This window comes from Zunongwangia profunda SM-A87 (genome assembly GCF_000023465.1).
Classification (GTDB): Bacteria; Bacteroidota; Bacteroidia; order Flavobacteriales; family Flavobacteriaceae; genus Zunongwangia; species Zunongwangia profunda.
In genome coordinates this window covers 1,103,285-1,128,424 of sequence record NC_014041.1, presented here as the reverse complement: position 1 = coordinate 1,128,424, position 25,140 = coordinate 1,103,285, and the positions used below count along the sequence as shown (strand labels likewise).

At 37.2% G+C, this 25,140-nt stretch carries 13 protein-coding genes; 2 read left to right on the top strand and 11 right to left on the bottom strand.

The features are described from left to right. Positions 1-10: 10 nt before the first annotated feature. The 10 genes from ZPR_RS04915 to ZPR_RS04870 form a co-directional block, all read right to left on the bottom strand. Positions 11-1,324 (bottom strand): glycoside hydrolase family 43 protein, encoded by a 1,314-nt coding sequence (locus ZPR_RS04915; RefSeq protein WP_013070525.1) that lies wholly within the window; start codon positions 1,322-1,324, stop codon positions 11-13. A 20-nt stretch (positions 1,325-1,344) separates the two neighbouring features. Continuing rightward, positions 1,345-3,093, bottom strand: a complete 1,749-nt coding sequence (locus tag ZPR_RS04910; RefSeq protein ID WP_041578688.1) for a glycoside hydrolase family 43 protein — start codon at positions 3,091-3,093, stop codon at positions 1,345-1,347. Positions 3,094-3,146: 53 nt separating this feature from the next. After that, positions 3,147-4,319 (bottom strand): alpha/beta hydrolase, encoded by a 1,173-nt coding sequence (locus ZPR_RS04905; protein ID WP_013070523.1) that lies wholly within the window; start codon positions 4,317-4,319, stop codon positions 3,147-3,149. 5 nt (positions 4,320-4,324) lie between these two features. After that, the gene (locus tag ZPR_RS04900) at positions 4,325-5,437 is read right to left on the bottom strand and encodes an alpha/beta hydrolase-fold protein (protein WP_041578687.1); all 1,113 of its coding nucleotides are present in this window, start codon (positions 5,435-5,437) and stop codon (positions 4,325-4,327) included. Positions 5,438-5,444: 7 nt separating this feature from the next. Further along, the gene (locus ZPR_RS04895; RefSeq protein WP_013070521.1) at positions 5,445-8,135 is read right to left on the bottom strand and encodes an alpha/beta hydrolase-fold protein; all 2,691 of its coding nucleotides are present in this window, start codon (positions 8,133-8,135) and stop codon (positions 5,445-5,447) included. A gap of 1 nt (position 8,136) precedes the next feature. Beyond that, a complete protein-coding gene (gene xyl3A / locus ZPR_RS04890) occupies positions 8,137-10,752 on the bottom strand; it encodes a xylan 1,4-beta-xylosidase (protein WP_233421366.1) in 2,616 nt (871 codons plus the stop codon). Further along, a complete protein-coding gene (locus ZPR_RS04885; RefSeq protein WP_013070519.1) occupies positions 10,742-13,204 on the bottom strand; it encodes a glycoside hydrolase family 95 protein in 2,463 nt (820 codons plus the stop codon). Before ZPR_RS04885 ends, xyl3A begins: the two co-directional genes overlap by 11 nt. A gap of 408 nt (positions 13,205-13,612) precedes the next feature. Then, positions 13,613-15,079: a RagB/SusD family nutrient uptake outer membrane protein gene (locus ZPR_RS04880; RefSeq protein ID WP_013070518.1), complete on the bottom strand. Its 1,467-nt coding sequence runs from the start codon at positions 15,077-15,079 to the stop codon at positions 13,613-13,615. Positions 15,080-15,090: 11 nt separating this feature from the next. Next, positions 15,091-18,123 carry a SusC/RagA family TonB-linked outer membrane protein gene (locus tag ZPR_RS04875; RefSeq protein ID WP_013070517.1) on the bottom strand — a complete coding sequence of 1,011 codons (3,033 nt, stop codon included), beginning with the start codon at positions 18,121-18,123 and terminating at the stop codon, positions 15,091-15,093. 745 nt (positions 18,124-18,868) lie between these two features. Next, a complete protein-coding gene (locus tag ZPR_RS04870) occupies positions 18,869-19,120 on the bottom strand; it encodes a DUF983 domain-containing protein (RefSeq protein ID WP_233421365.1) in 252 nt (83 codons plus the stop codon). A 187-nt stretch (positions 19,121-19,307) separates the two neighbouring features. On the opposite strand from ZPR_RS04870, the gene ZPR_RS04865 reads away from it, so the two are divergent. Continuing rightward, positions 19,308-20,186 carry an AraC family transcriptional regulator gene (locus ZPR_RS04865; protein ID WP_013070515.1) on the top strand — a complete coding sequence of 293 codons (879 nt, stop codon included), beginning with the start codon at positions 19,308-19,310 and terminating at the stop codon, positions 20,184-20,186. A gap of 215 nt (positions 20,187-20,401) precedes the next feature. Here ZPR_RS04865 and ZPR_RS22425 read toward each other — a convergent pair whose 3' ends face one another. Next, positions 20,402-21,511 (bottom strand): GAF domain-containing protein, encoded by a 1,110-nt coding sequence (locus ZPR_RS22425; protein ID WP_013070514.1) that lies wholly within the window; start codon positions 21,509-21,511, stop codon positions 20,402-20,404. Between the two features lie 501 nt (positions 21,512-22,012). On the opposite strand from ZPR_RS22425, the gene ZPR_RS04855 reads away from it, so the two are divergent. Next, on the top strand, positions 22,013-25,129 hold the full coding sequence (locus ZPR_RS04855; RefSeq protein ID WP_049771418.1) for a SusC/RagA family TonB-linked outer membrane protein: 3,117 nt from the start codon (positions 22,013-22,015) through the stop codon (positions 25,127-25,129). Positions 25,130-25,140 lie beyond the last annotated feature (11 nt).

Below are 25,140 nucleotides of genomic sequence, written 5' to 3'. Positions count from 1 at the left end.
GTATTGATTTTTATTTTTGAAATTCCCAGTAATCTAGATTGAATAGCTCGCCATCACCTCCTTTAAAAACAAAGTAGATATCGTGAACTCCCGGCACTTTTTCCATGTTACTAGTATATAATTTATAGGTATTTCCGGCTTCTTTTTCAATTTTAGAGCTACCTATAAGCTGCCCTTCTGCTCCATCTAATCGGATCTCGATAGTTCCTCCTGAAACTGGCTGAGCAAAAACCTTGAATTTCGTTGCGCCATTTTTAAAATCTGCACCCTGCACCATCATATAATCTCCATCTTCAATCGCGGTTACATATATCTTATCCTCAGTTTTGTTAGTTTTTACACCTTCGCTCCAGGCAATGGTTTCCGCTTCTGTTCTATGGAATGGATTTAGGTTTTCGATTGGTTCAGGACCTTTGTCATTCCAGTAAGGAATGGTTTGAATGGTTCCATCTTCATTATATTTCATTTCATCCGCATCAACCGAACGTCTTTCATAAAAAATCGAAGTTTTACTTTTTAAAATATCATAACTATGACCAAAAGCATACGACTTTCCTTTGTATTCAATTATTCCCGGATGATTTCCTCTTGTTTTCTCGGTAGCGTCCATGATCATTCCTTTGTATTCCCAGGGACCTTCAGGCGAGTCGCTCATAGCATACCCTAGCCCTTCTGGACAGCAGGTAGAAGCATAGGCTAGATAATAATGGTCATCATGTTTCCATACCCAGGGACCTTCCTGATAGTTTTCAGGTTTCGAATCAATTTTTACAACTTCTCCTTCTATAGAAGTCATATCTTCATTCAGTTTCACATAATACACATCAGGATTTCCCCAATATAGATAGGCCTGCCCATCGTCATCTATAAATGGAGAAGGATCTATATCATTCCAAATATGGTCTGTATCAATCAAGCGTTTGCCAAGTGGATCCTTGAATGGTCCATAGGGGCTGTCTGAAACCAAAACTCCGATACCGCTACCGTGCATAGGGCAATACAAGTAAAATTTACCGTTTCTTTCAATACACTGCACAGCCCAGGCACCATTATCCTGGGGCGCCCAGCTAAAATCCTTCAGAGAAGCCACGGCACCATGCTCTGTCCAGTTTACCATATCGGTCGATGTATACAGCAGCCAGTCCAGCATTTTAAAACCTTCCGCATCATCCTCATCATGTGAAGTGTAGAGGAATATAGTATCATTATATACCATTGGCGCAGGATCTGCTGTATACTTGGTCTGAATAATTGGTTTTTGAGCTGCAGCTGTACACCCCATCATTATGGTTAATACCGCTACAGCTTTATTTAAAATTCTCAAAATCTTAAGTTTTAGTATGTTTAATTAGGAGTTGCATCATTAGCCGAAGTGGCATATAAGCCAACCATGGCACCGGTAAAACCACCAGCCACGTTTGTCGAGAGAATATCTCCTGAAACTTTCCCTCCCAGATTTTCATAATTTTCTCCATCAAGCGCATAGCTAAATTCATATTGATCTCCTCTCGCCTTTACTTTCAATGAAACAGGATTATCCAGATCAATTTTCTTACTCGCTACGATTTTAGATTTACCATTTTCAGTTCTTTCCAAAAGCAGGTAATAGTCCTTATCTTTTCGGGTAATTCCAAAAGCATAATTAAAACGCTCATTCTGGTAACAAGTGATTCCCGCCATATCTTCAGCAGATTTAGGCTTGTATTTCATCTCAGTCATAAAGGTGAAATCCTTATGCATCTGGCGATAAAATAATGTAGAAGTTGGCGCTAGTTCATTAATATCGGTTTCGAAAGGCTTAATTTGGAGTCCCTTTTTAGTCTTTTTCATAAAATCCTCTCTTGGACCTCTGAGTCCAATCCATCGGTAATCCAACGTATCTGCCTGAAAATCGTCTGTAAAAGTAAAGTTTCCGTTAGGGAAAAATCCATCTTTACCGGTATTGTTTTCCACTCCTTCTGGCATTTGGAGTTTTGGCTCCATAGGTACCAGTCCGTTTTCAAAAACGGGGAATTTACCAGACCAGTCAACAGGTAAAATAAAGGTTTCCCTTCCTGTAGTTACCTGCCCGGCCTCGTTTGGGCGAATGGCCAAGAAAACACCATAATATTTATCATTAGGACCTTTTACCAAATCAGCATGCCCTGCCCAGTCTACCATATTCTCACGGTCTTTGGGAAAATAACGCTGAGTTAAAATAGGATTGCTTGGTGCAGGCTCATAAGGTCCTTTTGGATTATCACTTACAAAAATCACCTCGCTATGCCAACCACCGGTACCACCTTCAGCACACATTAGATAATACAGTCCGTTTTTTTTATAAACATGCGGTGCTTCGATCCAGATAGGTTGATCCGCTAAATCTACTCCACCATTTACGATCACCTTATCGGTTCCTGCAATGATCTGATCTTTCTCTACATCGTATTCCCAGATTTTAATCACCCGATGTCCCTGATAAAGTGCTTCTTCTGGCGCATCGTTATGCACCACATACGCTTTTCCGTCATCATCAAAGAATATAGAAGGGTCGATCCCATCAAACTTTAATTTATAAGGTTCACTCCAACCTTTCATGGGATCCTTAGTTTTTACTACAATATTCCCCAAACCACCAGCAAATGCAGTAGTAATCATATAAAAAGTGTCGTTATTCTCATTATAAGTGATTCCCGGAGCATAAACTCCCTGACTTATTCCGGTATTGTGCACATCTAGCTGAGAAGTTCTGTCTAACACATGTCCAATCTGTGTCCAATTTACCAGGTCTTTGGAATGGAAAATAGGCACACCAGGAAACATGGCGAAAGAAGAACATACCATATAATAATCATCTCCTTTACGGGTAATAGCGGGATCAGGATAGGTTCCCTGAAGTATAGGGTTATAGAATTCACCATCTTTAAGTGGATATTCCTTATATACTTTATCCTCACCTTTGTAAGTGGCGCTAAGAAAAACCGGTTCGTTAGTTGCTTTTTTCGGTTTAGATTCTGTACTATTTTCATTTTCAGAAAATGAGAATAGCAACAACGCCATTAAAAGAAGCACTGGACTATACTTGTAAATTGGTGATTTAAGTGTTTTTTTCATTCTATCTAATTCTTGTATTAATTTTAGTTATAAGCGTTTTTATTTATCTTTCTTTATTTAAATAATAATTGAGCATACTGATACAAACATCTGCGCCAGGTAAGCCATTCATGTGCCGTTTTCGGCGACTCGTAAAAGCTATAGTCTATCCCTTTATTTTCTAACATTTCTCTAAAATCACCCACGGTTTTAAAGAACACTTCCGGCTCTTTAGTTCCGAGACCAAGCCAAAGTACGTTCAGCTTTTCATTTACCTCATCGGCATCTTCAAAAGCTCCATTCAGAAATGTCCTGGTATCAATTTTTTCATTTCCTGGATAATTGGACGTTCCGCTAAATCCACCGTAATAAGAAAACAGGTTTAAATTGTTCATTATGATTCTCATCGTCTGATTGGCTCCCATGGATAATCCGGCAATGGCGCGATATGATCTACTAGATTTTGTTCTGAATTTTTTATCAATATTGGGAATAACTTCCTCGATAAGCACTTCTTCAAAAGCAGATTTTGGACGGCCATCCCCATCCTGAGCATTTTGCATTACTTCTGGTTTGTTGGCATAGCCATTATCCATAACCACAATCATTTTTTTGGCTTCACCAGCAGCGATAAGATTGTCAAGAATAAGATTGGCATGTCCCTGGGAAGCCCATCCGGTTTCATCTTCAAAACTCCCGTGTTGTAGATAAAGTACCGGGTAGCGCTCTTGAAAATTTTCGAAATATCCCGGTGGCAGATAAACAAAATTGCGACGCCAATCCTGAGTGATTTCAGAAAAATAAATATTCTCTGTAATACTGCCATGCGGAACATCTTTCATCTCATAAAATTCCTGATCCTGAGCCGGAATTTCAATACCACTACCCCATCGTCCAGCACCATAATAATATTTTGAACCTGGATCGGGAACCGAAGCTCCGTCTATATTCAGCTGATAATAATGAAAACCTTCGTCTTGCGGAGCTGATTCTCCTGTCCAAACACCTTCATCATTCTTTTTGAGGTCATATTTCATCCCGCCAATATCAAGTTGCACATTGTTAGCCTTCGGAGCTTCTACGCGGACTCTTACAAGACCTTCAGAATTTACCTTCGGAAATTCTTTTCCAGACTGATTCACAGACGATGCCTGAAAATCTTCCTTTACCATATCATCGGTTTGCGCTGAAAATGGCAAAGAGAAACTAACAAAGAAAATAAATATTACTAGCTGAATTCGGTTCATATCTTTTAATTGAATAATAAAGGTGCTAGTTCATGCAGACTGCGTCGCCAGGTTTGAAATTCATGTGCAGTACCTTCAGAAATATAGCTCACCGTATTAAAACCGGCAGCCTTAAGTTCTTCTACGGAATTTTTAACCGCATCGGGACGTTCTTTACTTCCGCAGCTTATAAAAACAAGTTTAAGATCTTTATGATTTTGTAAATCTTTAGGTGAATAGGTACCGCCACTTAAAAGGGCATAATGAGAAAATACATGAGGTTTGTTTAAAGTAATCATTTTGGTTTCCATGCCGCCCATAGAAAGACCGGCCATGGCGCGATGTTCTTCATCAGCTATGGTTCTAAAATTTTCATCTACATAAGGAATAAGTTCATCAACCAAAACCGTCTGAAAATGTTTAATATCAAAGTCTTTTAAGCCGCCCCATTTAATTTCATTGGTCATTCCGTATGTCATTACGATTAGGAAAGGTGCTGTTTTCCCTTCAGCAATAAGGTTATCCATGATAAGATTGGCGTGTCCCTGATTACTCCACGCCGTCTCATCTTCACCCCAACCATGTTGTAGGTATAAAACAGGATAATTCTTATCTCTATTTTCATAATATCCCGGAGGAGTATATACAAAAGCACGACGGGAAGTTTTTGTACTTGGCGAAGAAAAAAGAATTTGCTGAACACTTCCGTGAGAAACATTTTTTAAAGCGTAAAATTCCTGGTCGTGTGCCGGAATTTCGATGCCACTTTCCCAACGAACCGAGCCATAGTAATTCTTTGCTCCCGGATCGTTAAAAGTCCCACCATCTACATTTACGTGATAATAATGGAAACCTTCATCCATAGGTCCCGCGGTGGTTCCCATCCAGACTCCTTCTTCGTTTTTTTCAAGTTTGGTACCTCCTTGGCCGCCTAATCCCAAGCTCACCCGAACACTATCGGCTGCGGGAGCTACAATTCTGAAACGGGCATAACCCTGAGAATTTACCTGAGGATATTCCTGCCCGGGCTGATTTTTAGAAGAAGGCTTAAAGTCTTCTTTAATTTCCTGCTGCGGGTTTTGTGAGAACCCGGAATAACACAGCAGGATAGCCACAAAAACTAACATCTTATGTTTCATAATTTGCTTATTGTTTTTTAAATAAAAGAGGGGCAAACGTATATAAATCGTGTCTCCATACCGGCCAGGCATGGCCGCCAGGATATTCATTGTAGGTATAATCGATATTCATTTTATCGAATTTTGATATCATTCTTTTACCATTTTTATAGGCGATATCCTCTTTCCCACCTTCGGAAATATAAAAATGCTCTAAATTCTGATTAATTTTTTCGGCATTTTCATTCATATAGCTATACTGAGCCTCTGCAATTTTATTATCTTCTCCAATCCATCCCGAACTGAAAACCCCAAGCGATGAAAAATGATCGGTGTTTGGGATGCCTGCATAAAGTGTCTGAATACCACCCATCGATAAACCGGCTATTGCCCTGCTGTCTGCATCGTCGATAACGCGATATTCTTCCTGAACATGAGGGATTAATCCCTCAAGTAATTCATTTTCGAACATTTTCAATCCGTTTTCATCAAAGGCTGACACCGGCATATTCCCATCTGGCATGATTACCAGCATAAGTTTTGCTTTTCCCTCTGCTATAAGATTATCAAGAATAAGATTCGCTTTTCCCTGCTGTGCCCAGCCACGTTCGTCTTCACCACCGCCATGATATAAATAAAGGGCAGGATATTTCTTATCTTTATTTTCGTCATATCCCGGTGGGGTATAAACATAAAATGTCCTCCAGCTATTCAACACCGGAGAGAAATACTGCTCCATTCTAATATCACCATGAGGAACATTTTTTAAAGCATAATACTCATCCCCAGCAAACGGAACTTCTATCCCGCTGGCCATTCTCCCCATTCCGTAAAAAGTTTCACTATTAGGATCGGCCACCGGAACATCGTCTATAAGAATGGAATAATAATGAAACCCTTCACTAAGGGAATCTGTGGTGACTTTCCAGATCCCTTCTTTATTTTTATCCATATCGTATTTACGCCCCAAATCTACTTTCACATCTCTTGCTTCCGGAGCTTTCACCTGAAAAACTGCTCGGCCATTAGGTAAAATCTGAGGGTATTGAGCATTGCCTACATTGGTAGAAGCGGGTTTTCCTAACAGACTGTAATCGTTGAATTTTGACTGATCTACGGGCTTAAATATCATTTTGGCAAACATGTAAAGTCCGTTTTTCCAAACTTTAAAATCATGTACACCTGGTTCTATATAATAAATATGAGGGACATCATTTTTCATCAAATACTCATGTGTTCGCTCGCTAAATGGCAATAAGTTATCGGCATCTCCACAAGAAATCCATAACAGATTTAATTTCTCTCTGGCCTTTTCCGGGTCTGGAACCAGTTCCTTTGGTGTTTTAGTATTTGGCGCCGATGAAAAAGCTCCTACCCATGCAAATGTATCCAGATTGCCGAGCCCAAAATTCAAAGTTTGTCCTCCACCCATGGAAAGACCAGCTATTGCACGGTATTCCCGATCTTTCTTCACAGGATAATTCTTTTCTATATAAGGAATAAGATCTTTTAGCAAATCTTTTTCAAAATTGGCAAAAGCTGCAACTTTGGTACTATCAAAGATATTTCCAACGGCACGGTCGTCTTTCATTGCCCTTCCGTTAGGCATTATCACGATCATAGGCTCAGCTTTTCTGTCAGCATACAAATTATCGAGAATCACCTGCGGATTCCCGCCACGTAGCCATTCTTTTTCATCGCCACCAATACCGTGTAATAAATAAAGCACCGGGTACTTCTTATTTTCTGAATAATTAGGTGGCGTATAAATCAGAGCTTTTCGAGTAGTTCCTACGGTTTTCGATTTATAACTGATACTGTCCAGCTTTCCATGGGCAATATTTTCTCTTTTCTGGTCAAAACCTTTAGGGGCTTCTTTTTCCAGTCCTTCAAAACCTTTCGCCTCCAGCATTTTTTCGGCATAACGTCTTCCCAGCTTTCGATAACCTTCAGCCGTAAAATGCAGATGATCGTTTACGGCAGTGCAGCCTTCAGAAGAAACTACATAAGCATTAGGAAGAACTTCTGGAAGCTTAGCAATGATAGTATTCATGCTGGCACAAGCCCCCCCTTCTTCTTTACTAACCATCTCACCGGCAAGTAAAGGAGTTTTTTTAGGATCTAGTTTTAGATCTTTAATCAGGTTATCATAAACTCCTTTTACTTTTTGTGGCCAAAGTGTATCACCGGTATTCGATTCACCCTGATGCAATAGAATTCCTTTAATCACCCCTCTTTTTTGACCAATTTTAGCCATTTCTACTAGTCTTTTATAGGGGTTACCGTCGTATTCCTTAACCATATTCTTTAGCCATCCTGGTGCCGAAGCTACATACGACTCATAATTTTCTTTATCGAAAAGCTCGATTTTACAACCGCCAACGGCAACATTTATGATTCCCACTTTAATACTATCTGGAAGATTTTCTACCATCTCCCTACCAAAATAATCTGTGGGAGTCAAGCCGGTATTACATCTGCATAGCGGCGGTTTGGCCGTATACCACTCTCCTTTTTTACGATCCAGGTTTAGGCATTCTACTGCTGATAAAACCTTGAAACGTTCACTAATAGCTACCGTATCTTGAGGTTCAATTTTGGCGTGCCCTTCCATATTAGACTGACCGAAAGCCAGATAAATATGAAAATTTGGATCCTGTGCTCTGGCACTAAATGCGAAAAGCAGCATAGAAAAAAGTAACAGTATTCTGGTTTTCATATTAGTGGATTTTTAATTCAGTTTTTTTTAGTTGCTTGTCATCTGAAGAATTTCCATAGAAAATCTCATAGTTCCCTGGCATCACTTTCATGCTTCGTGCCTTCTTATCATAAAATTCAAAAGAATTTGAGGGCAGATTAATTGTCACATTTTTCATTTCATTTGGCTTAAGATTTACCCTCTTAAATCCTTTTAAAGTTTTAATAGGCCCTTCTTCAAGACCTTGTTTATGAACATAAACCTGTATAATTTCCACCCCTTCAGTTTTCCCTTCATTACTAATCGAAATGGTAATATTAACCGATGAGGAAGTATCAATTTCGCTTTTATCAAGCTGGGCTTCGCCTATTTTAAAATTGGTATAACTAAGGCCATGTCCAAATGGAAAAAGTGGTTCAGCTTTCATAAACCTATAGGTTCTACCGTTCATGGAGTAATCTTCAAAATCTGGAAGTTGCGTGGTATCCTTATAAAAAGTTACAGGTAATTTTCCAGACGGATTATAATCCCCAAAAAGCACATCGGCCACTGCCTGCCCACCAGATTCCCCGCCATACCATGCTTGTAAAATAGCGTCACAGGATGTTGTTTCTGGCACGAGTCCAATTGCAGAACCTGAATTATTTACGAAAATGACCTTTTTGCCAGCATCTTTTAATGTCTTTAAGCAGTTTCTTTGTACTGAAGGAAGGGCTATATCTGTACGATCGCCTCCTTTGAATCCTGGATAAGAAACGGGCATTTCTTCTCCTTCAAGTTTGGTTGAAAGGCCACCAACAAAAATTACGGTCTCTATTCCCTTTAGTTTTTTAAGAAGATCCTCATAGTTTACGGGAATCTCCTTTCCAAAATTGAATTCTAAATTTGCCTGCCAGTTATTAAGCTGAGCGTAATGAATTTCGATTGTATACTTTTTCCCTTTTTCAACCTTATAAGGGATTTTAGAAGGTAATGTACGCCAGTTATTATAACTGCGCAATGATTCTCCATTCACGAAAAGTTCGAAATGACCTGTAGCTCCAAAGTTGAAGACGATTTCCTGATCTTTTTCAGGCACATATTCTGCCACAAACTTTCCAGAAAAACCTTCAAGTTTAACCCCAGAAGCAAATTCGTGCTGTCCGGCAGTAGTTAGTTTTATGGGATTTACAATTTGCTGGATAGCGACTATTTCGCCGCTATAATCCGGAGTGTTCCAATAGGTCGCCTTAAATCCAGGTTTTCCATCAAACGAAATTTGAGAAAAGTAACTTTGTGTAACCTTATCTTCAACAAGATCACAGGCTTTATCGTAGACAATACTTTTTTCTCCAATCTTTGAAGTGATTCCATCAAGAATGCTTATTGTTCTAACCGGGGTACCATTATAATTTCCCCAAAGCATGGGTTCATCATCTGCGTTTGGCCCGATAACCGCAATTCTATCCTGGCCTTTACTAAGTGGAAGAATATTATTTTTATTCTGTAGTAAGGTCATCGACTCCCTGGCCATTTTTAAAGCCAGCTGCCGGTGTTCTTCATTATTAATCACCGATGCAGGAATCTGGGCATAAGGAACAATCTCATCGGGATCCATTTCACCAAGTTCAAATCGGCCTATCAAAACCCTTTTTACACTCCTGTCGATATCTTCTTCTTTTACCAGACCTTTCTCTACGGCTTCTGGCAATAATTTATAATTATGTTTATCCCACTGGCACTCCACATCTGTACCGGCCAGAACAGCTTTGGCAGCAGCGTGTACAGCATCTGACGATACGTTATGTGAGGTATAAAAATCCTGTATCGCACCACAATCTGAAACTACAAGATGCTCAAAACCCCATTTTTCCCTTAAGATCTGCTGAAGCAAACGGTCACTACCACAACAAGGTTCATCGTCTAAACGCTGGTAAGCACACATGACCTGTCGCACATTGGCATCCTGTACCAGTACTTTAAAAGCAGGCAAATAGGTCTCCCAGAGATCTCTTTGAGATACGTTATTGAGATTAAGTTCATGACGGCTCCATTCCGGTCCTGAATGAACCGCGTAATGTTTGGCACAAGCCAGTAGTTTCTTGTATTTAGCATCTTCAGGCCCTTGTAGTCCTTTTACCACCTGAACACCCATTCTTGAAGTCAGGTATGGATCTTCTCCATAAGTTTCCTGTCCGCGTCCCCAACGTGGGTCTCTAAAGATGTTGACATTGGGGGTCCATACGGAAAGACTCAGGAAACGCTTATTTTCTTCTCCGTTCCGAAGAGCCTCATGATATTTCGCACGTACTTCATCTGAGGTTGCATCAAAAACCTGATACACTAATTCATCATCAAAAGAAGCTGCCATTCCTACTGGCTCTGGAAAGACAGTTACATCATCATTATTTGCAAAACCGTGTAAGGCTTCACTCCACCAGTTAAATTTTTTAATGCCAAGACGGGGAATTGCTTCAGAAACATCAAACATCAGAGAAGCTTTCTCTTCTAATGTTAATCTGTTCACTAAATCCTCAGCACGTTCTTCGGGACTTAAATTAGGGTTCTGATAGGGTTTTTGCTGCGAAAAACCCAGCATCCCAAAAAGCATAAAAACTACAAAAACAAAGGAACTTTTTTGTCTAATATTATTCATCATCTGCAAGTTTTATGAGATATTCTTTCCCTGCTTCTGTTGCCAGATCATATTCATAAACCGGTTTTAATTCAGGTGCTATTATAGTTGCATCAGAAGAGATGAGTGGCTCTTTAGTCTGTGGAAGTTTAAAAAGTGGATTAGGATTTACACCGGTAGCTTTTTTTAATCCATCGCCTGAAAGTGGATAATAGGAACGCAATCTACAATTACCACCAATGGCTGAAGTGATGTTCACTTTAACCGGTTTGTTCTCTTCCCAGGCGATATCGATTTCAAAATTACCCCTGGCTTTTAAACCTTTTACTTCTCCTTTATTCCATGTAGAGGGAAGCGCAGGTAAAATATGAACTGCACCATCCTGACTCTGCAGGAGCATTTCAGCAATCCCCGCCGTACATCCAAAATTTCCATCGATCTGAAACGGCGGATGGGCATCAAAAAGATTAGGATAAGTTCCTCCTTTTTCACCGTGTCCCGCCTGTCTACTTGGCGTTAACTGATCATGGATAAGTGCCAGCGCATGGTCACCATCCAAAAGACGCGCCCATAAATTCACCTTCCAACCCATTGACCATCCGGTAGATTCGTCACCGCGGGCTAGCAAAGAATTTTTAGCGGCAGCAAATAATTTTGGAGTACGGTAAGGAGAAATAAGATTAGAAGGAAAAAGTCCGTACAAATGCGAAACATGCCGATGTTTATCGTCTTGTCGATCCCAGTCTTTCATCCATTCCTGTAGTTGTCCCCACTTACCAATTTGCATAGGAGCAAGGTTTGGTGTCACATTTTTAATACTGTCAGAAAATTTTTTATCTTCATTTAAGATTTGGGAGGCCTCCAGAAAATTTGAGAAAACGTCCTGTACAATCTGATTTCCCATAGTGGTTCCAGCTGCCAGGCTTGACCCACCTGTATGACCATTTTCAGGAGAATTAGAGGGGTTTACTACCATCCACTTATTTTCAGGTTCCTGCTGAAGGATATCTTTGTAAAATAGTGCAGTACCTTTTAAGATTGGGTATACCTCTTTTAGAAACTTGGTGTCGCCAGTAAACAGATAATGTTGCCATAAATGCTGACTTAGCCAACCTCCACCGTGGGGCCATAACCCATAAAAAGGCGGATCAACAACTCCTGAAATCCTCCAGATATCAGTATTATGATGCATATTCCAACCTCGAGCGTGATACATCTTTTCTGCCGACTCTTTTCCGGTTTCAGAAATATCCTTTATTAGACCGAAAAGAGGTTTATGCATTTCTGAAAGGTTAGCCACCTCAGCAGGCCAGTAATTCATTTCTGTATTTATGTTCACAGTATACTTACTATCCCAGGGTGCATTGATTTCCTTATTCCAAATCCCCTGAAGGTTGGCAGGTTGTGTTCCTGGCATAGAACTGGAAATTAAAAGATAGCGGCCAAATTGAAAATATAGCGCAATTAGCTGCGGATCATCAGAGTCATTAAATTCTTCTAATCGAATATCGGTAGTTTTATTTATGGCATTAGAAGTTCCCAAATCTAGTTGCACCCTGTTAAAATATTGCTGGTATTCGGCAATATGAGCATCAAGACACTTACCAAACTCTTTGATATAAACAGCATTCAATAGTGCAATAGCCTTGCTTTCTGCATCTTCAGAAAGATCTTTATAATTTTTAAAATTACTGGCTATAGAAATATAAATAACAGCACGGTTAGCCCCTGTGATTTTTAATCTGTTTTCTGTAGTTTCAATCCTTCCACCTTCAATTTTCGGTTTTGCAATTACCAGAAATTTTACTTTTCCTTTTTTATTTTCCTGATCTGAGGAGGTTCCGGAAAGCCATACCTCATCATTTTTAATCTGAATATCATGACTTTTGTGTGGACTTTTTAAGCCCATTTCAAAAGAGATGCTTCCAGGTTTGTTTGCAGTAAGCTCTACCATAATCACATCGTCCGGAAAAGAAGAAATGATACGGCGTTTATATGCAACACCTCCGGTTTTATAAGTAACAGTACTTACAGCTTTACTGATATCTAACTCCCGCTTATAATCCCGCACTGCATTTGAATTGGGAAAATTAAGAATTAGATTGCCTACCGTCTGGTAGCTCATTCCACTATTATTATCTTTTTTTGATAGATATTTATCTGCTAATTGTTGGGCTTTTTGATACTCCTCCTGAAAAATAGCCTTCCTGATTTCCTCTAACTGTTCTTCACTTAGAGTGACAACATTATTTCCAGGCTCCCCGGCCCAAACGGTTTCTTCATTTAATTGAATAGTCTCCATGCCTGTTCTGCCGAAAACCATTGCTCCCAGCCTACCATTCCCAACTGGCAAAGCCTCCTCCCATACTTTAGCAGGCTCATCATAATTTAAAGTCATCAAAGTATCCTGAAAGGGATATCCTTTAGAGACTCCAAATAGCAATGAAACAATTAAAAATTGACCAAATATCTTCATATCATTTTAATAACAACCAGATCATCTAGGGATCATGTCATATTGCAACCCATGCATAATTTTGTGGTAGTATGAGACAAAACCTGCAAAAATTTAGAAAGCAATTTACTTGAATATATACTAGGTATCTTTCCCTGCATGTAACAAAAACTTTCAACTGCGTTACATTTTATATCTGTTATATGGATTAGTTTGTAATAAGCTAGTTAAGAAGAAAGTGTAGTATAACTATGGTCGTTAAAAAAATGCTTACTATAGCTAATTGTTATGATTACATCCTTCCTGCCTATAAACAAACTAACAGTGTTTATTAAAATAAGCAGCCTCTCTAATTTTATTAATAGAAGCTGCCTATTTATGGTTTAAATAGATCAATATCTCGAATATTAAATCAAGCTCTATTTTTCATTAATATCCAGGATTTTGATCTCCGCTATTTATACTATCATTTGTATTTAACTCTACTTCAGGAATAGGAAAGAAGTTATGTATTCCTTCCTGATAACCGTATTTCCCGAGTTCTTGTTCTGCAAGCCCCCATCTTACCAAATCAGGGAAACGTACTTGCTCTCCGGCCAATTCAACTCTTCTTTCATGAACTATAGCCTGAAAAACTTCATCCTGACTTAGCCCATTTTGTAATAATGGCATATCAACACGATCTCGTACCTCATTAATATATCCAATAGCCTGAGCTTGGTTCCTTAACTCATTACTGGCTTCTGCCATCATCAATAGAACATCGGCATATCGAATTACATTCATATTTATACCAGATTGAAGATTTTCGTTAGTTCTTTTATAATAATTTTGATATTTTCTCCAACCTGCAGGTCTGTCTAAGCTAATTTCGGTAATAACTCCTCCAGCATACGTATCTCCAACAGTATAGAAGCTTTCATCGAACCGAGGGTCATTTTCTTCAAATTCGGCTCTTAATTCATCTGATGGATACGCATTAAACCAATCAAACATTCCATAAGACTGACCTCTTAAACTAGACTCATTTCCTCCCTCTCCATTCACATCAGAATTCCAAAAAGCACCGTTTGGCATAGATTCATCATATTCAACCGCAAAAATAGATTCAGGACCATGTTCTGTTTCTTCTTTAAAATTGTCAAAATAATTTTCAGCCAATGCATACTTTCCATATACATTTTCAAAAGCATTCATTGCCTCTGCATAATTTTCCTGATATAAATAAACTTTCCCTAGAAATGCGTATGCCGCACCACGGGTTGCTCTTCCGTTTTCTTCTTCAGTTTTAGGTAATAATGTCTGAGAAGCATCTTTTAAATCGGCAATAATCTGTGCATACACTTCTTCAGAAGCAGTTCTAGGCAGGCCTTGACCACCTTCTGGAATAGTAGTAATTAATGGCACATCTCCAAACCTTGTCACCAAATTAAAATAATATAAAGCACGAAGAAATTTTGCTTCACCTATATATTTATCTTTCATTTCCTGGCTTAAAAGAGAATTTGGGATTTCATTAATTCTATCTGCATTGTCTATTACAAAGTTGGCTTTATTAACTCCTCTAAATTCACTATCCCAAAATGCTCTAACCAATTCTGAACTGGCATCAAAAGAAAAATCCAAGAATATAATTTTATTAGCTTCCTGCTGTATATTAGCAGTATTATCGTGTCCCATATTATCCATCATATAGTAATAATTTCTACTATATGAGCCTATAGTTTGTAGACTGGCATATACTGCATTCACCGATGCTCTTACCTGTGCTTCATTCTTAAAAAATGTTTCAGGAGAAAGTTGAGTTGGATTGTTCTGCTCTAATTGGTCTGTATCACAAGAAATCCAAAATAAAACAGAAATAAATATTACTGTAATTTTATATGTTTTCATCATAACTTTAATTTTTAAAATGCAACTTGAAGACCAATTTGAACAGATTTTGGTTGAGGGTAATTTCCGCGGTCTATACCAAGCTCGAAATTGTCTCTTGCTGCCCCATTATTAAGTGAAATACGTCCAATTTCTGGATCAAGGCCAGAATAATCTGTTAAGGTCAATAAATTCTGCCCACTTAAATACACTCTAAATTTTGAGAATGTATCATTGAAAAATTCTGAAGGAAAAGAATATCCTATTACCAAGTTTCTTAATCTGGTGTAAGAACCGTCTTCAACATATCGATCTGAAGCATTCGTGTTTTGCGTGGCTCCTAGTGCTCTGGGAATACTATTGGAGGTACCCGGACCAGTCCACCTATTTAATACCTGGGTACCAGCATTAAATGGCCTTGTCATTCCTTCTAAATCGTAAATATTGGTGTTAAATACATCATTACCTATCGAACCATTTACAAATAAATTCAAGTCAAAGTTTTTATAATTCGCATTGAAATTAAAACCAAAGGTGAAATCTGGATAGGGATTTCCTATTTTCACTTTATCATCTGAATTAATTTGACCGTCATTATTGATATCAACATAACGTACATCACCAGGCTTAACAGCGGTTTGATCTGGATTAGCGGTTAATACTTCTTCAATTTCCTCTTGTGTCTGATATATCCCGTTGGTTTTATATCCATAAAAATAAAATAAAGGCTCCCCTACCGATATTCTCGACACAAATTCTCCTTCAAAATTGGCACCCGGTATTGAAGGAACTCCGCCAAGAGATATCACTTCATTTTTACTAGTTCCAAAATTAAGATTAGCAGACCATGTAAAATCACCATCGTAATCATTATACCCTAAATTGGCTTCTAAACCATGAGTTTTAACAGATCCTACATTTTCAGTAATAACCGGATCATTATAACCTAAAGAGTATGCTAATGGACGATCAATTAAAAGATCATCACTTTTATTATTATAATATTCTAAAGAAAGAGTAAACTGATTATTATTAATTCCAACATCCAAACCTATATTTCTCATCTCGGTTTCTTCCCATTTCAAATCTGCGTTACCCAACCCATTCGCAGTAGTTCCCTGAACGGGATTACCACCTATTGGATAAATAAAATTGGTTAATAGAGTAGAACTATATCGATAATCACCTATATTATCATTTCCGGTAGTTCCCCAACTACCCCTAAGTTTTAAGTTATTGAATATCGAGCCATCCATAAAACGCTCTCTGCCCAGATTCCATCCTGCAGATACAGAAGTAAACCACCCCCATCTGTTACTTTGCCCAAATCTTGAAGATGCATCTCTTCTAAGCGAGAACGCAAAGAGATATTTCTTATCATAATTATAGTTTAATCGTCCTAAATAACCTATACGTACGTATTCTGAAGAGCTTGAACCAAGATTAGCCCCCTCTAAGGAGAGTTGTTCTACCTCATCTGAAATTTCATTTCTACTACTCGCATTAATAGATTCATTTTTTATCGTTTGCTGCTCTGATAATAAGAGGAATTCAATATTATGATTTTCTAAAAAAGAGTCTTTATAAGTCAAACTATTGGTATAGGTCAACGATTGATATATCCCAGTGTTTTTAGTTATCTGCGCATATGGAGTACTATTTGTAGAAGTTTCATCATCTCTATACGAAGGAATAAAATTGGTATTTTTAAAGTTACTATAATCCAGACCTACCTGAGATTTAAAAGTAATTTTATCGAAAAACACATATTCTGCGAAAAGACTCCCTATTATATTAACAGAACGGTTACTGGCATTTCCTAAAGTTTGAACTCTTACAGGATTTTCTGCATCCTGACCATCAATTGAACTACTAGGCCCCTGAAAGCCTCCTAAATTATCTGCATTATAAACAGGTAGATAAGGAGAAATTTTAATAGCATGTTCTATTATAGAACGCCCTCCACTATCCCTTTCAGGGTTCTGTTCATCAAAAGAAACGCCTAAAGTTTCTCCTATGGTTAAGTTACCAAAATGGAAATTACTGTTTGCTCTAAAATTAAATCTTTCATATCCAGTTTCAATAATAGCTCCTTCTTGCTCTAGATAACCTCCAGAAAACCGATAGTTACTATTTTCGTTTCCTCCAGAAAGTGCTAAATTATAGCTCTGCATAAGTCCTCCTCTAAAAATTTCATCCTGCCAATCTGTATCATTATTGATGAAATCTGCGTATTGAGGATCTGAAACTCTTGTAGGTGTAGCATCTATTTCATCCAAATATTGAATATACTGTTGAGTGTTTAATACGTTATACCGAGAGCTTACGAAATTAACCCCAGAGTAAGCATCAAAGTTCAGTGATGCTTTTTGAGTGCCTTTACCTTTTTTGGTCGTAATTAAAACCACACCATTGGAGCCTTTAGAGCCATATACCGCCGTGGTTGCAGCATCTTTTAACACCTGAATATTCTCTATATCATTAGGATTTAGATCTCCCATCCCAGAAGCAATAATACCATCAATAACATATAAAGGGCTATTGTTATTAGGCGTTCCAAGACCTCTAATACTAACTACAGGCGAATTTCCTGGTGCACCGCTATTTACTACGTTTACTCCGGGAGCTCTCCCTTGTAGTGCTTGATCTGCCGTTGCTACTGGAACACTGGCAATCTCCTCCGAATCAATAGAAGAAATGGCGCCTGTCACTTCCGAACGATTTTGAGTACCATATCCAACTACAACAACGTCCTCTAACGATTGCGTATCAGATTCCATAGTAACATTAATTTCCGTCCTGGAATTCAAAGGAATTTCCTGCGTTTTAAAACTTAAATAACTAAATACAAGAGTTGATCCCGCAGGTATATCTTCGAGTACATATCTACCATCAAAATCTGTGGTCACCCCCGTTGATGTTCCTTTAACAATAACATTCACCCCAGGTAAGGGACCTGCACTGTCCTCAACTGTTCCTGACACCGTTACCTTGTTATCCTGAGCAAGAGATAACTGACAGAAAAACAAAAGCATCAGAAAATTAAATTTTAATAAATATTTCCCCATAATAAAAATTTTAAATTATTCGAGTCTACGAAATCGATTGTTTAAATAAACTGAAAATATAGATTTACAATTTTAACTAATAGTTTTATTGACTACAAGTTTAATTTTTTAAAATCAATTCATCAAATTTTTTAACTGTTTTTTTAATTTTCAATATTTTAAAATATATTTTTTAGTGAAAATTGAAATTAACAATAAACAAGATAAAATATATTCATTTCATGAAATCTCTCCTAGAAACAACCGGTTGTGCATAAATAAAGAAAAATAGTTTAGGCTGCTATGTTTTTAAGCTTACTTATTAATAAGCAGATATATCAATCTTTAATGAAATTTAAAAAATAGGATAAATGACTAACGGGATAGACTCGGGATATTTTCGCCAAATTGAAATCGACACCTAAACTATTTATTCAGATTGTACATCCAATAACGGGAAATTGAGTTTATCTAAATGGATTATTCATTGTAAGAATAGCTTATAAAACCAGTCTTTTTAGACCGCAAGAGGGTCTATTTGCTCTGAAACCTGCTTTATTTTGCTAAATCACATATAAAAGCAGTTACACAGACTTTTAGTGCCATCATTAATTACTGGTATTTCTAACGATATCAAAAATATGGTCTATCTACTCTGGATTTGTAATTATAATAATCCCAGGAAGACACTTATCCATTTTAGACACAATATTAATACCCATTGGTTACAATAGATATTTGTAAGTCATACAAACGATGAAGAATTCTAATGTTGTTTGTAAAATATATAAATCCAGATAGTTCTTGAAATTTTGAAATTAAATCTACTTAATAATAGTGCTATCGCAGCGATTATCAGAAAGTTGGTCATTAACGAAAGTCCTAAAAGAAAATAACCGATTAAAAACCAGATAAAACCTTCTGCTACCGTTAAAGCATAACTAACATACATAGCGCCATAAAAAAAGCCGGTCTCTTTGACAAATTGAAAGCCACATGAGGGACAGGTTTTATTCATTTTTGGAATTGAAAGATTAATCAAGCCTCGGTCTTTATCAAAAATGCTCCCCTTTTCACAATTAGGACATCGATTATTCAGTATCGCTAAAATTTTCATCATCATTCTTATTGGACTACAAATTTACCAGTACTCAAAATCATAGTTCTTACCCGTTTTATCCTTTTTTTTATACTTTTAAGACATTATGCAAAAACCAACGATTTTCTCTATCCCAAAATTCAAGGAGGATCTAAATAAAATAGATTTTTATTTTAACGATTTTAGAAAACATCTTGAAAAAAATAAAGAATTGATATTGTCCCCTCATGGCCATGATTTCTATTTATGCGTTTTGTTTACTGCAGGAAAAGGGAATCATGAAATAGACTTTAAAAGCTATGAAATAAAGCCGGGTAGTATATTTTTTATGCGACCTGGACAAGTACATTCCTGGAAATTTACTGTTGCTCCTGAAGGCTATATTTTCTTTCATTCAAAAAACCTGTTCGACCTACTTTTACCCAACGACCAGATCAATGACTATCCCTTCTATTTATCCTATCATAATCCACCCAGTTTATTATTAAAAAACAAAGAGCTTATCTCCACTATCCATCAATTTCAGTTTTTAAAAGAAGAATACAACTGTGATGAATATTTCAGCTTTAGAAAAATCGCATATCTCATTTCTATTATTTATATAGATTTATCAAGATACTACTTATCTGAATATAGTGGTTTGGATAATAGTAAAACAAGATACTTTAATGTTATTTATAATTTGGAAGTCGAAATTTCTAAAAATTACAAAAGTTACAAATCAGTTGGTTTTTATGCCAATCAGCTTAATTTAAGTAAAAGGCATTTAGATCGTATTACTTATCAGATTTTAGGCAAAAGTGTAAAAACAATAATATCGGAATATGTGATATTAAAAGCGAAAGCAGCAATACTCCAAAATGATTTAGGTCTCTTGCATATTTCAGAAGACTTAGGCTTTAAAAGCCTAAGTCATTTCTCCAAATTTTTTAAAAAAAATACGGGGATTTATCCAAATAATTTTAAAGAGGATTATAAACTTTGATATTATTATTTATTAAGAATAGATTTTTTTTAGTAGAAGACTATATCACATGCATCTAACGAAGTATTTATTAGAAATTTATTTTTATTTCTCCCCCTTCCAATTCGCATAGCTATTGGAAGGGGAAATATAAAGAGGGATACTTAAAATAAGCAATTTAGATTATTTAGGGCATGCCGAGAATTCAATTTTAGATTCGTATTAGTGCTTGATAGTTACATTCTATCTTGGTGATCAGCGACCTTCAATTGATAGAATTGATCAATCTTTCTGGTAAAGACATCAAGTTCCTTAATAACTATATTAATCATGTCTGAATACTCTCGCAGATCGGTTTCATTTAATTCATCATGATTTCGGAGGTTACTGTTTAAAGCTAATAAGGTAGTTAATGGTTTACGGATTACATGAGATATATCAAAAGTAATTTGTTCTAAAATTGTTTCATATTCCATGATACCAGAAACATCCATCAAAGTCCCAAACCACACTACCGTCTTCTGATCAATATGTTGCGGGGTCGCCCTAACTTTATACCACTTTGTTTTACCATTAGATGAAAGTATTCGAAAATTATATTTATAAAGACTTAAGGAAGAAGCTGATTTCCTTATGCTTTGCCGAAATCCCATTACATCTTCGGGATGAATATACTGTAAAAAACTTCTTGGCTGCTCTTTCATCTTTTTGTCGGAAAGATTAGGATGAATATCCTCTATCCCTCTACTTATAAAATCAAAACTAAGATCAATATCACCTTGAATCCTTAATTGAAAGATAACTCCCGGCGTATTATCGAGTATTTGTTTTAATCGGCTAGCGTTAAGTTCTATATTCTTTTGTTGATCGATAAGTGCCTTACGGGTTTTTAAATAATTAGTCGCTTTCCCTGCTAAAATCTGTAAAGCTTTCTTTTGGTGATCATTAAGGCTATTGGGTTTTTGATCAATAACACAAAGAGCTCCTAGAATATTCCCTGAAGCACTTTTAATAGGGGCTCCTGCATAATAGGATATATAAGGAAAGCCTTCTACCAAAGGACTATCTTTAAAACGTGGATCGTTGGTAGCATCATTTATTTCAAATAAAGACGTAGCTCCATCTAATAGGTAATGGCAAAAACCATCTGCACGTGACGTTTCTTTCAATTCAATACCATACACAGATTTGAACCATTGACGGTCTTTATCCAAAAGACTAAATAAAGATATAGGAGTACCACAAATTAATGAAGCCAAATAAGTAAGCTCATCGAATATTTTTTCTGGATTGCTATCTAGTATTTGATGATCATATAAATCATGAAGTCGAGAAGATTCATCCATAACTAACTTTTAAAGAATTTTAGTGGTTTCTGTATAAAAAGCAAAATTATCATTTTAGGTAAAAAACTGATCATCAAGCAGAAAAGCTACGATATAGAGCACACCATAAAAATAATTTTAACCAGAAATTTATAAGCAAAATTAAATAATTGATTTTTTTTCACTTAAAAATTATTAATGTTTTTGCCACAAATAACATTCGTTTAAGTTTAAACTATCAAGACTTTACTGTTCTCAATGTAAACTGAACAGTAAAGCACAAAGCTATAAATATGAGGCGTGTGCAGTTTAGATAGCAAATCACATGCTACGCCTATCTTTAAACAACTATGAGGATTTTTTTCCCAGTTTGCAAAAACTCAAACAAATTGAGAAATACCACCTAAATGCTATTTTTTTTTGAAAAAGTATTAATGTTTTCAAAATATTTTCTTAACATTGTTATGTAGTACATAATTACATAAATACATATTTAGTTTTATTATAACCAAAACATCATTTATGAGAAAACTTTTACAGCTCAGGATGCTAAGACCAATATTCGCAATACTGGTACTTTTAGGCACGGAGGTAAGTCAAGCCAATACCTACGTAAAATTTTATTCGAGTTATGAACAGAAATCGATTTCGGGAGTAGTCTACGATGCTGACTCAGGCGAAACTTTGCCGGGTGTGACCGTAAATATCAAAGGCTCTAATACTGGAACCGTAACTGATTTAGACGGTTCTTTTGAGATCAAGGCTGAATCTGGATCCATACTGGTATTTAGTTTTGTGGGGTATGTTAGCCAGGAAGTTATCATTAAAGACCAGACTTCTTTATCCATTAATATGGAAACAGACATAGCATCACTAGAAGAGGTTGCTATTATTGGTTATGGCAAAGTAAAACGCTCTAACCTTACCGGTTCTGTATCCACGGTAAGTAGCGAAACTCTTGAAAAAACCAATAAGATAGACGCTGTTTCCTCTATTCAGGGTCAGGTTGCCGGTGTGACTGTACAACGTACAGATAATAAGCCAGGTTCTGGCGGCTTTAATATCCGTGTTAGAGGGGCTAACACCATCAATTCTGGTTCTGGTAACGGTGGATATAGTCCCGGACAAAACCCTTTATTCGTAGTAGACGGGATTTTTGTTGACGATATCTCTTTCCTTAATCCGGCAGATATTGAACGTATGGATGTGCTTAAAGATGCTGCATCTGCGGCTATATATGGCTCCCGTGGTACCAATGGGGTTGTGATCATTCAGACCAAAAAGGGAAAAGAAGGTAAAATGAGTATACGTTACAACAACTATGTAGGTTTTAAAGAAATTTATAATCTGCCTCCTGTTTTTGATGGGCAGAGTTATATCCCTTTCCTTAGAGACGTAGTAGTTGGGAATCAGTTTGCTTCTAATAAAGATGGTAACTTCAGCCAGTACTCCGCAGCAGCTGTTAATATTGAAGATTATTTGAGTGAAGAAGAACTGCAAAACATTGCAAACGGCGTAAGCACAGACTGGGTTGACCTGATTACCCGCAACGGTTTTCAGCAAAACCATACCCTGGATCTTAGCGGAGGTAATGAAAATACGGTTTATGCCGCCGGTTTAGGTTATACCGAAGATGAAGGTACTACTTATGGTGAAGACTTTAAGCGTTATACTTTAAAAGGTAACATCCAAAGTGATCTTACCGACTGGTTAACTTTTGGTTATGATAATTACATCACTTTAGCTACAACCAACGAAGGTAGTTTAGAAGCTTTTAGAAGTGCATATCGATTAAAACCTATAGGACGGGCCTATGATGAAAATGGAGACTTACTTTTTCTACCTACACAAAAAGAAACACAGGTAAGTAACCCTATTTTTGATACCAAAAACTGGAAGCTAGAGAACAAATACATCAATTTTATCGGTAATATTTCGCTAAGTATAAAACCACTTAAAGGGCTTAGCATTACAACAAAGTTTGCTCCTAACGTAAAATACACCCGTTTAGGTGAGTACCGAGGTTTGTATACCAAAAGTGCTATAGGTAACCAAAGCAGTACCCGTGCGCAAGTAGACAACTTTTTGGACTACTCCTATACATGGGATAACATTATTGATTATAACAAAGATATTGATAGCGATAATAGCATTGCTGCTACTTTCATATATTCAAGGTTTTTACAGGAAAATGAGTCCTATAACATTCAGATAAGAAATTTCTCTTCAGATAATTTCCTTTTTTACAATCTGGGTGCCGGTTCTAATATTAACTCTTATGGAAGCGGCTTTAGCAAACAAACTTTAGAATCCTACACAGCTCGTGTAAATTATAATTTAATGGATCGCTATATCCTTACTTTAACAGGACGGTACGATGGTGCTTCTGTTCTGTCAGAAGATAATAAATGGGCTTTTTTCCCGTCTGCTTCACTAGCGTACCGGGTTATTCGCGAGAACTTTATGAATTCTCAAAAGGTTTTTTCCGATCTTAAGTTACGCCTTAGTTACGGGCAAACGGGTAATAATGGTATTGGCGGCGGATTAAATCCTTTAGGAACACTGTCTTTGCTTAACTCAAGTTATACTAATCTTGGTGATGCGAGTGTACCTACCCTATTTGTTTCCGGTCTTGCTAATCAGGATTTAAGCTGGGAGCGCACTTCTGAGGTGAACGTAGGTGTTGACTTTGGTTTCTTAAATAACCGATTAACCGGTAGTGTAGATATTTATAATCGTAATATCAGGGATATCATTTTCTTCAGACCCTTACCTACCGCAACTGGTTTTTCCGGAACCTTTGACAATATTGGGGAGTCTCGTAACCGCGGTATTGAAATAGGCCTAAATGCCAAAATAATTGACAATGATAACTTCAAATGGAATACTAATATAAACTTTGCAAGCAACCGAAATGAGATCGTTAATTTATATAACAACAGTAATGAAATCATTTTTGGTGCTCAGGGAGGTACCTTTATTCACCGTGTAGGAGAACCAACCGGTTCACTCTACGGCTATAAGTACGATGGCATCTGGCAACTGGATCAAGCTGAAGAAGCTGCAACCTACGGTCAGAAACCGGGACAGGTTCGTGTAGTTGATATTAATGGTGACGGGCAAATTACTGAGCAAGGAGACCGTACCGTACTTGGAAACCCATTACCTAAATGGACCGGTGGTTTTACCAGCACTATGAACTATAAGGATTTTGACTTCTCCTTCTTTGTATATACAAGTCAGGGGGTTACTATCTCTAGTAATTTCCATAATGCCAGAGCATTCTCTTATGATGGTGAGCCAGCCCGGTTGTGGAATGGTTATGACACTAATTACTGGACACCTGATAACCCTACCAACAACTGGTTTCAGCCTGGTAATGGCGGTCCCTATCAACAAGCCATTAAAAATATGGATGTATCTTTCGTAAAAGTTGGATTTATGACCTTAGGATACTCATTACCAACTACTACCACAGAAAAATTGGGTATTAAAAGGCTACGTTTATACACTACAGTTCAAAATCCGTTCACCTTTACAGATTATGATGGCTGGGATCCAGAGAATGCCGGTAGAAACACCTATGGTGCTGCATTTATGTCCCGTACCTATATGGCTGGTTTAAACTTTAGTTTCTAAAAAAATATACA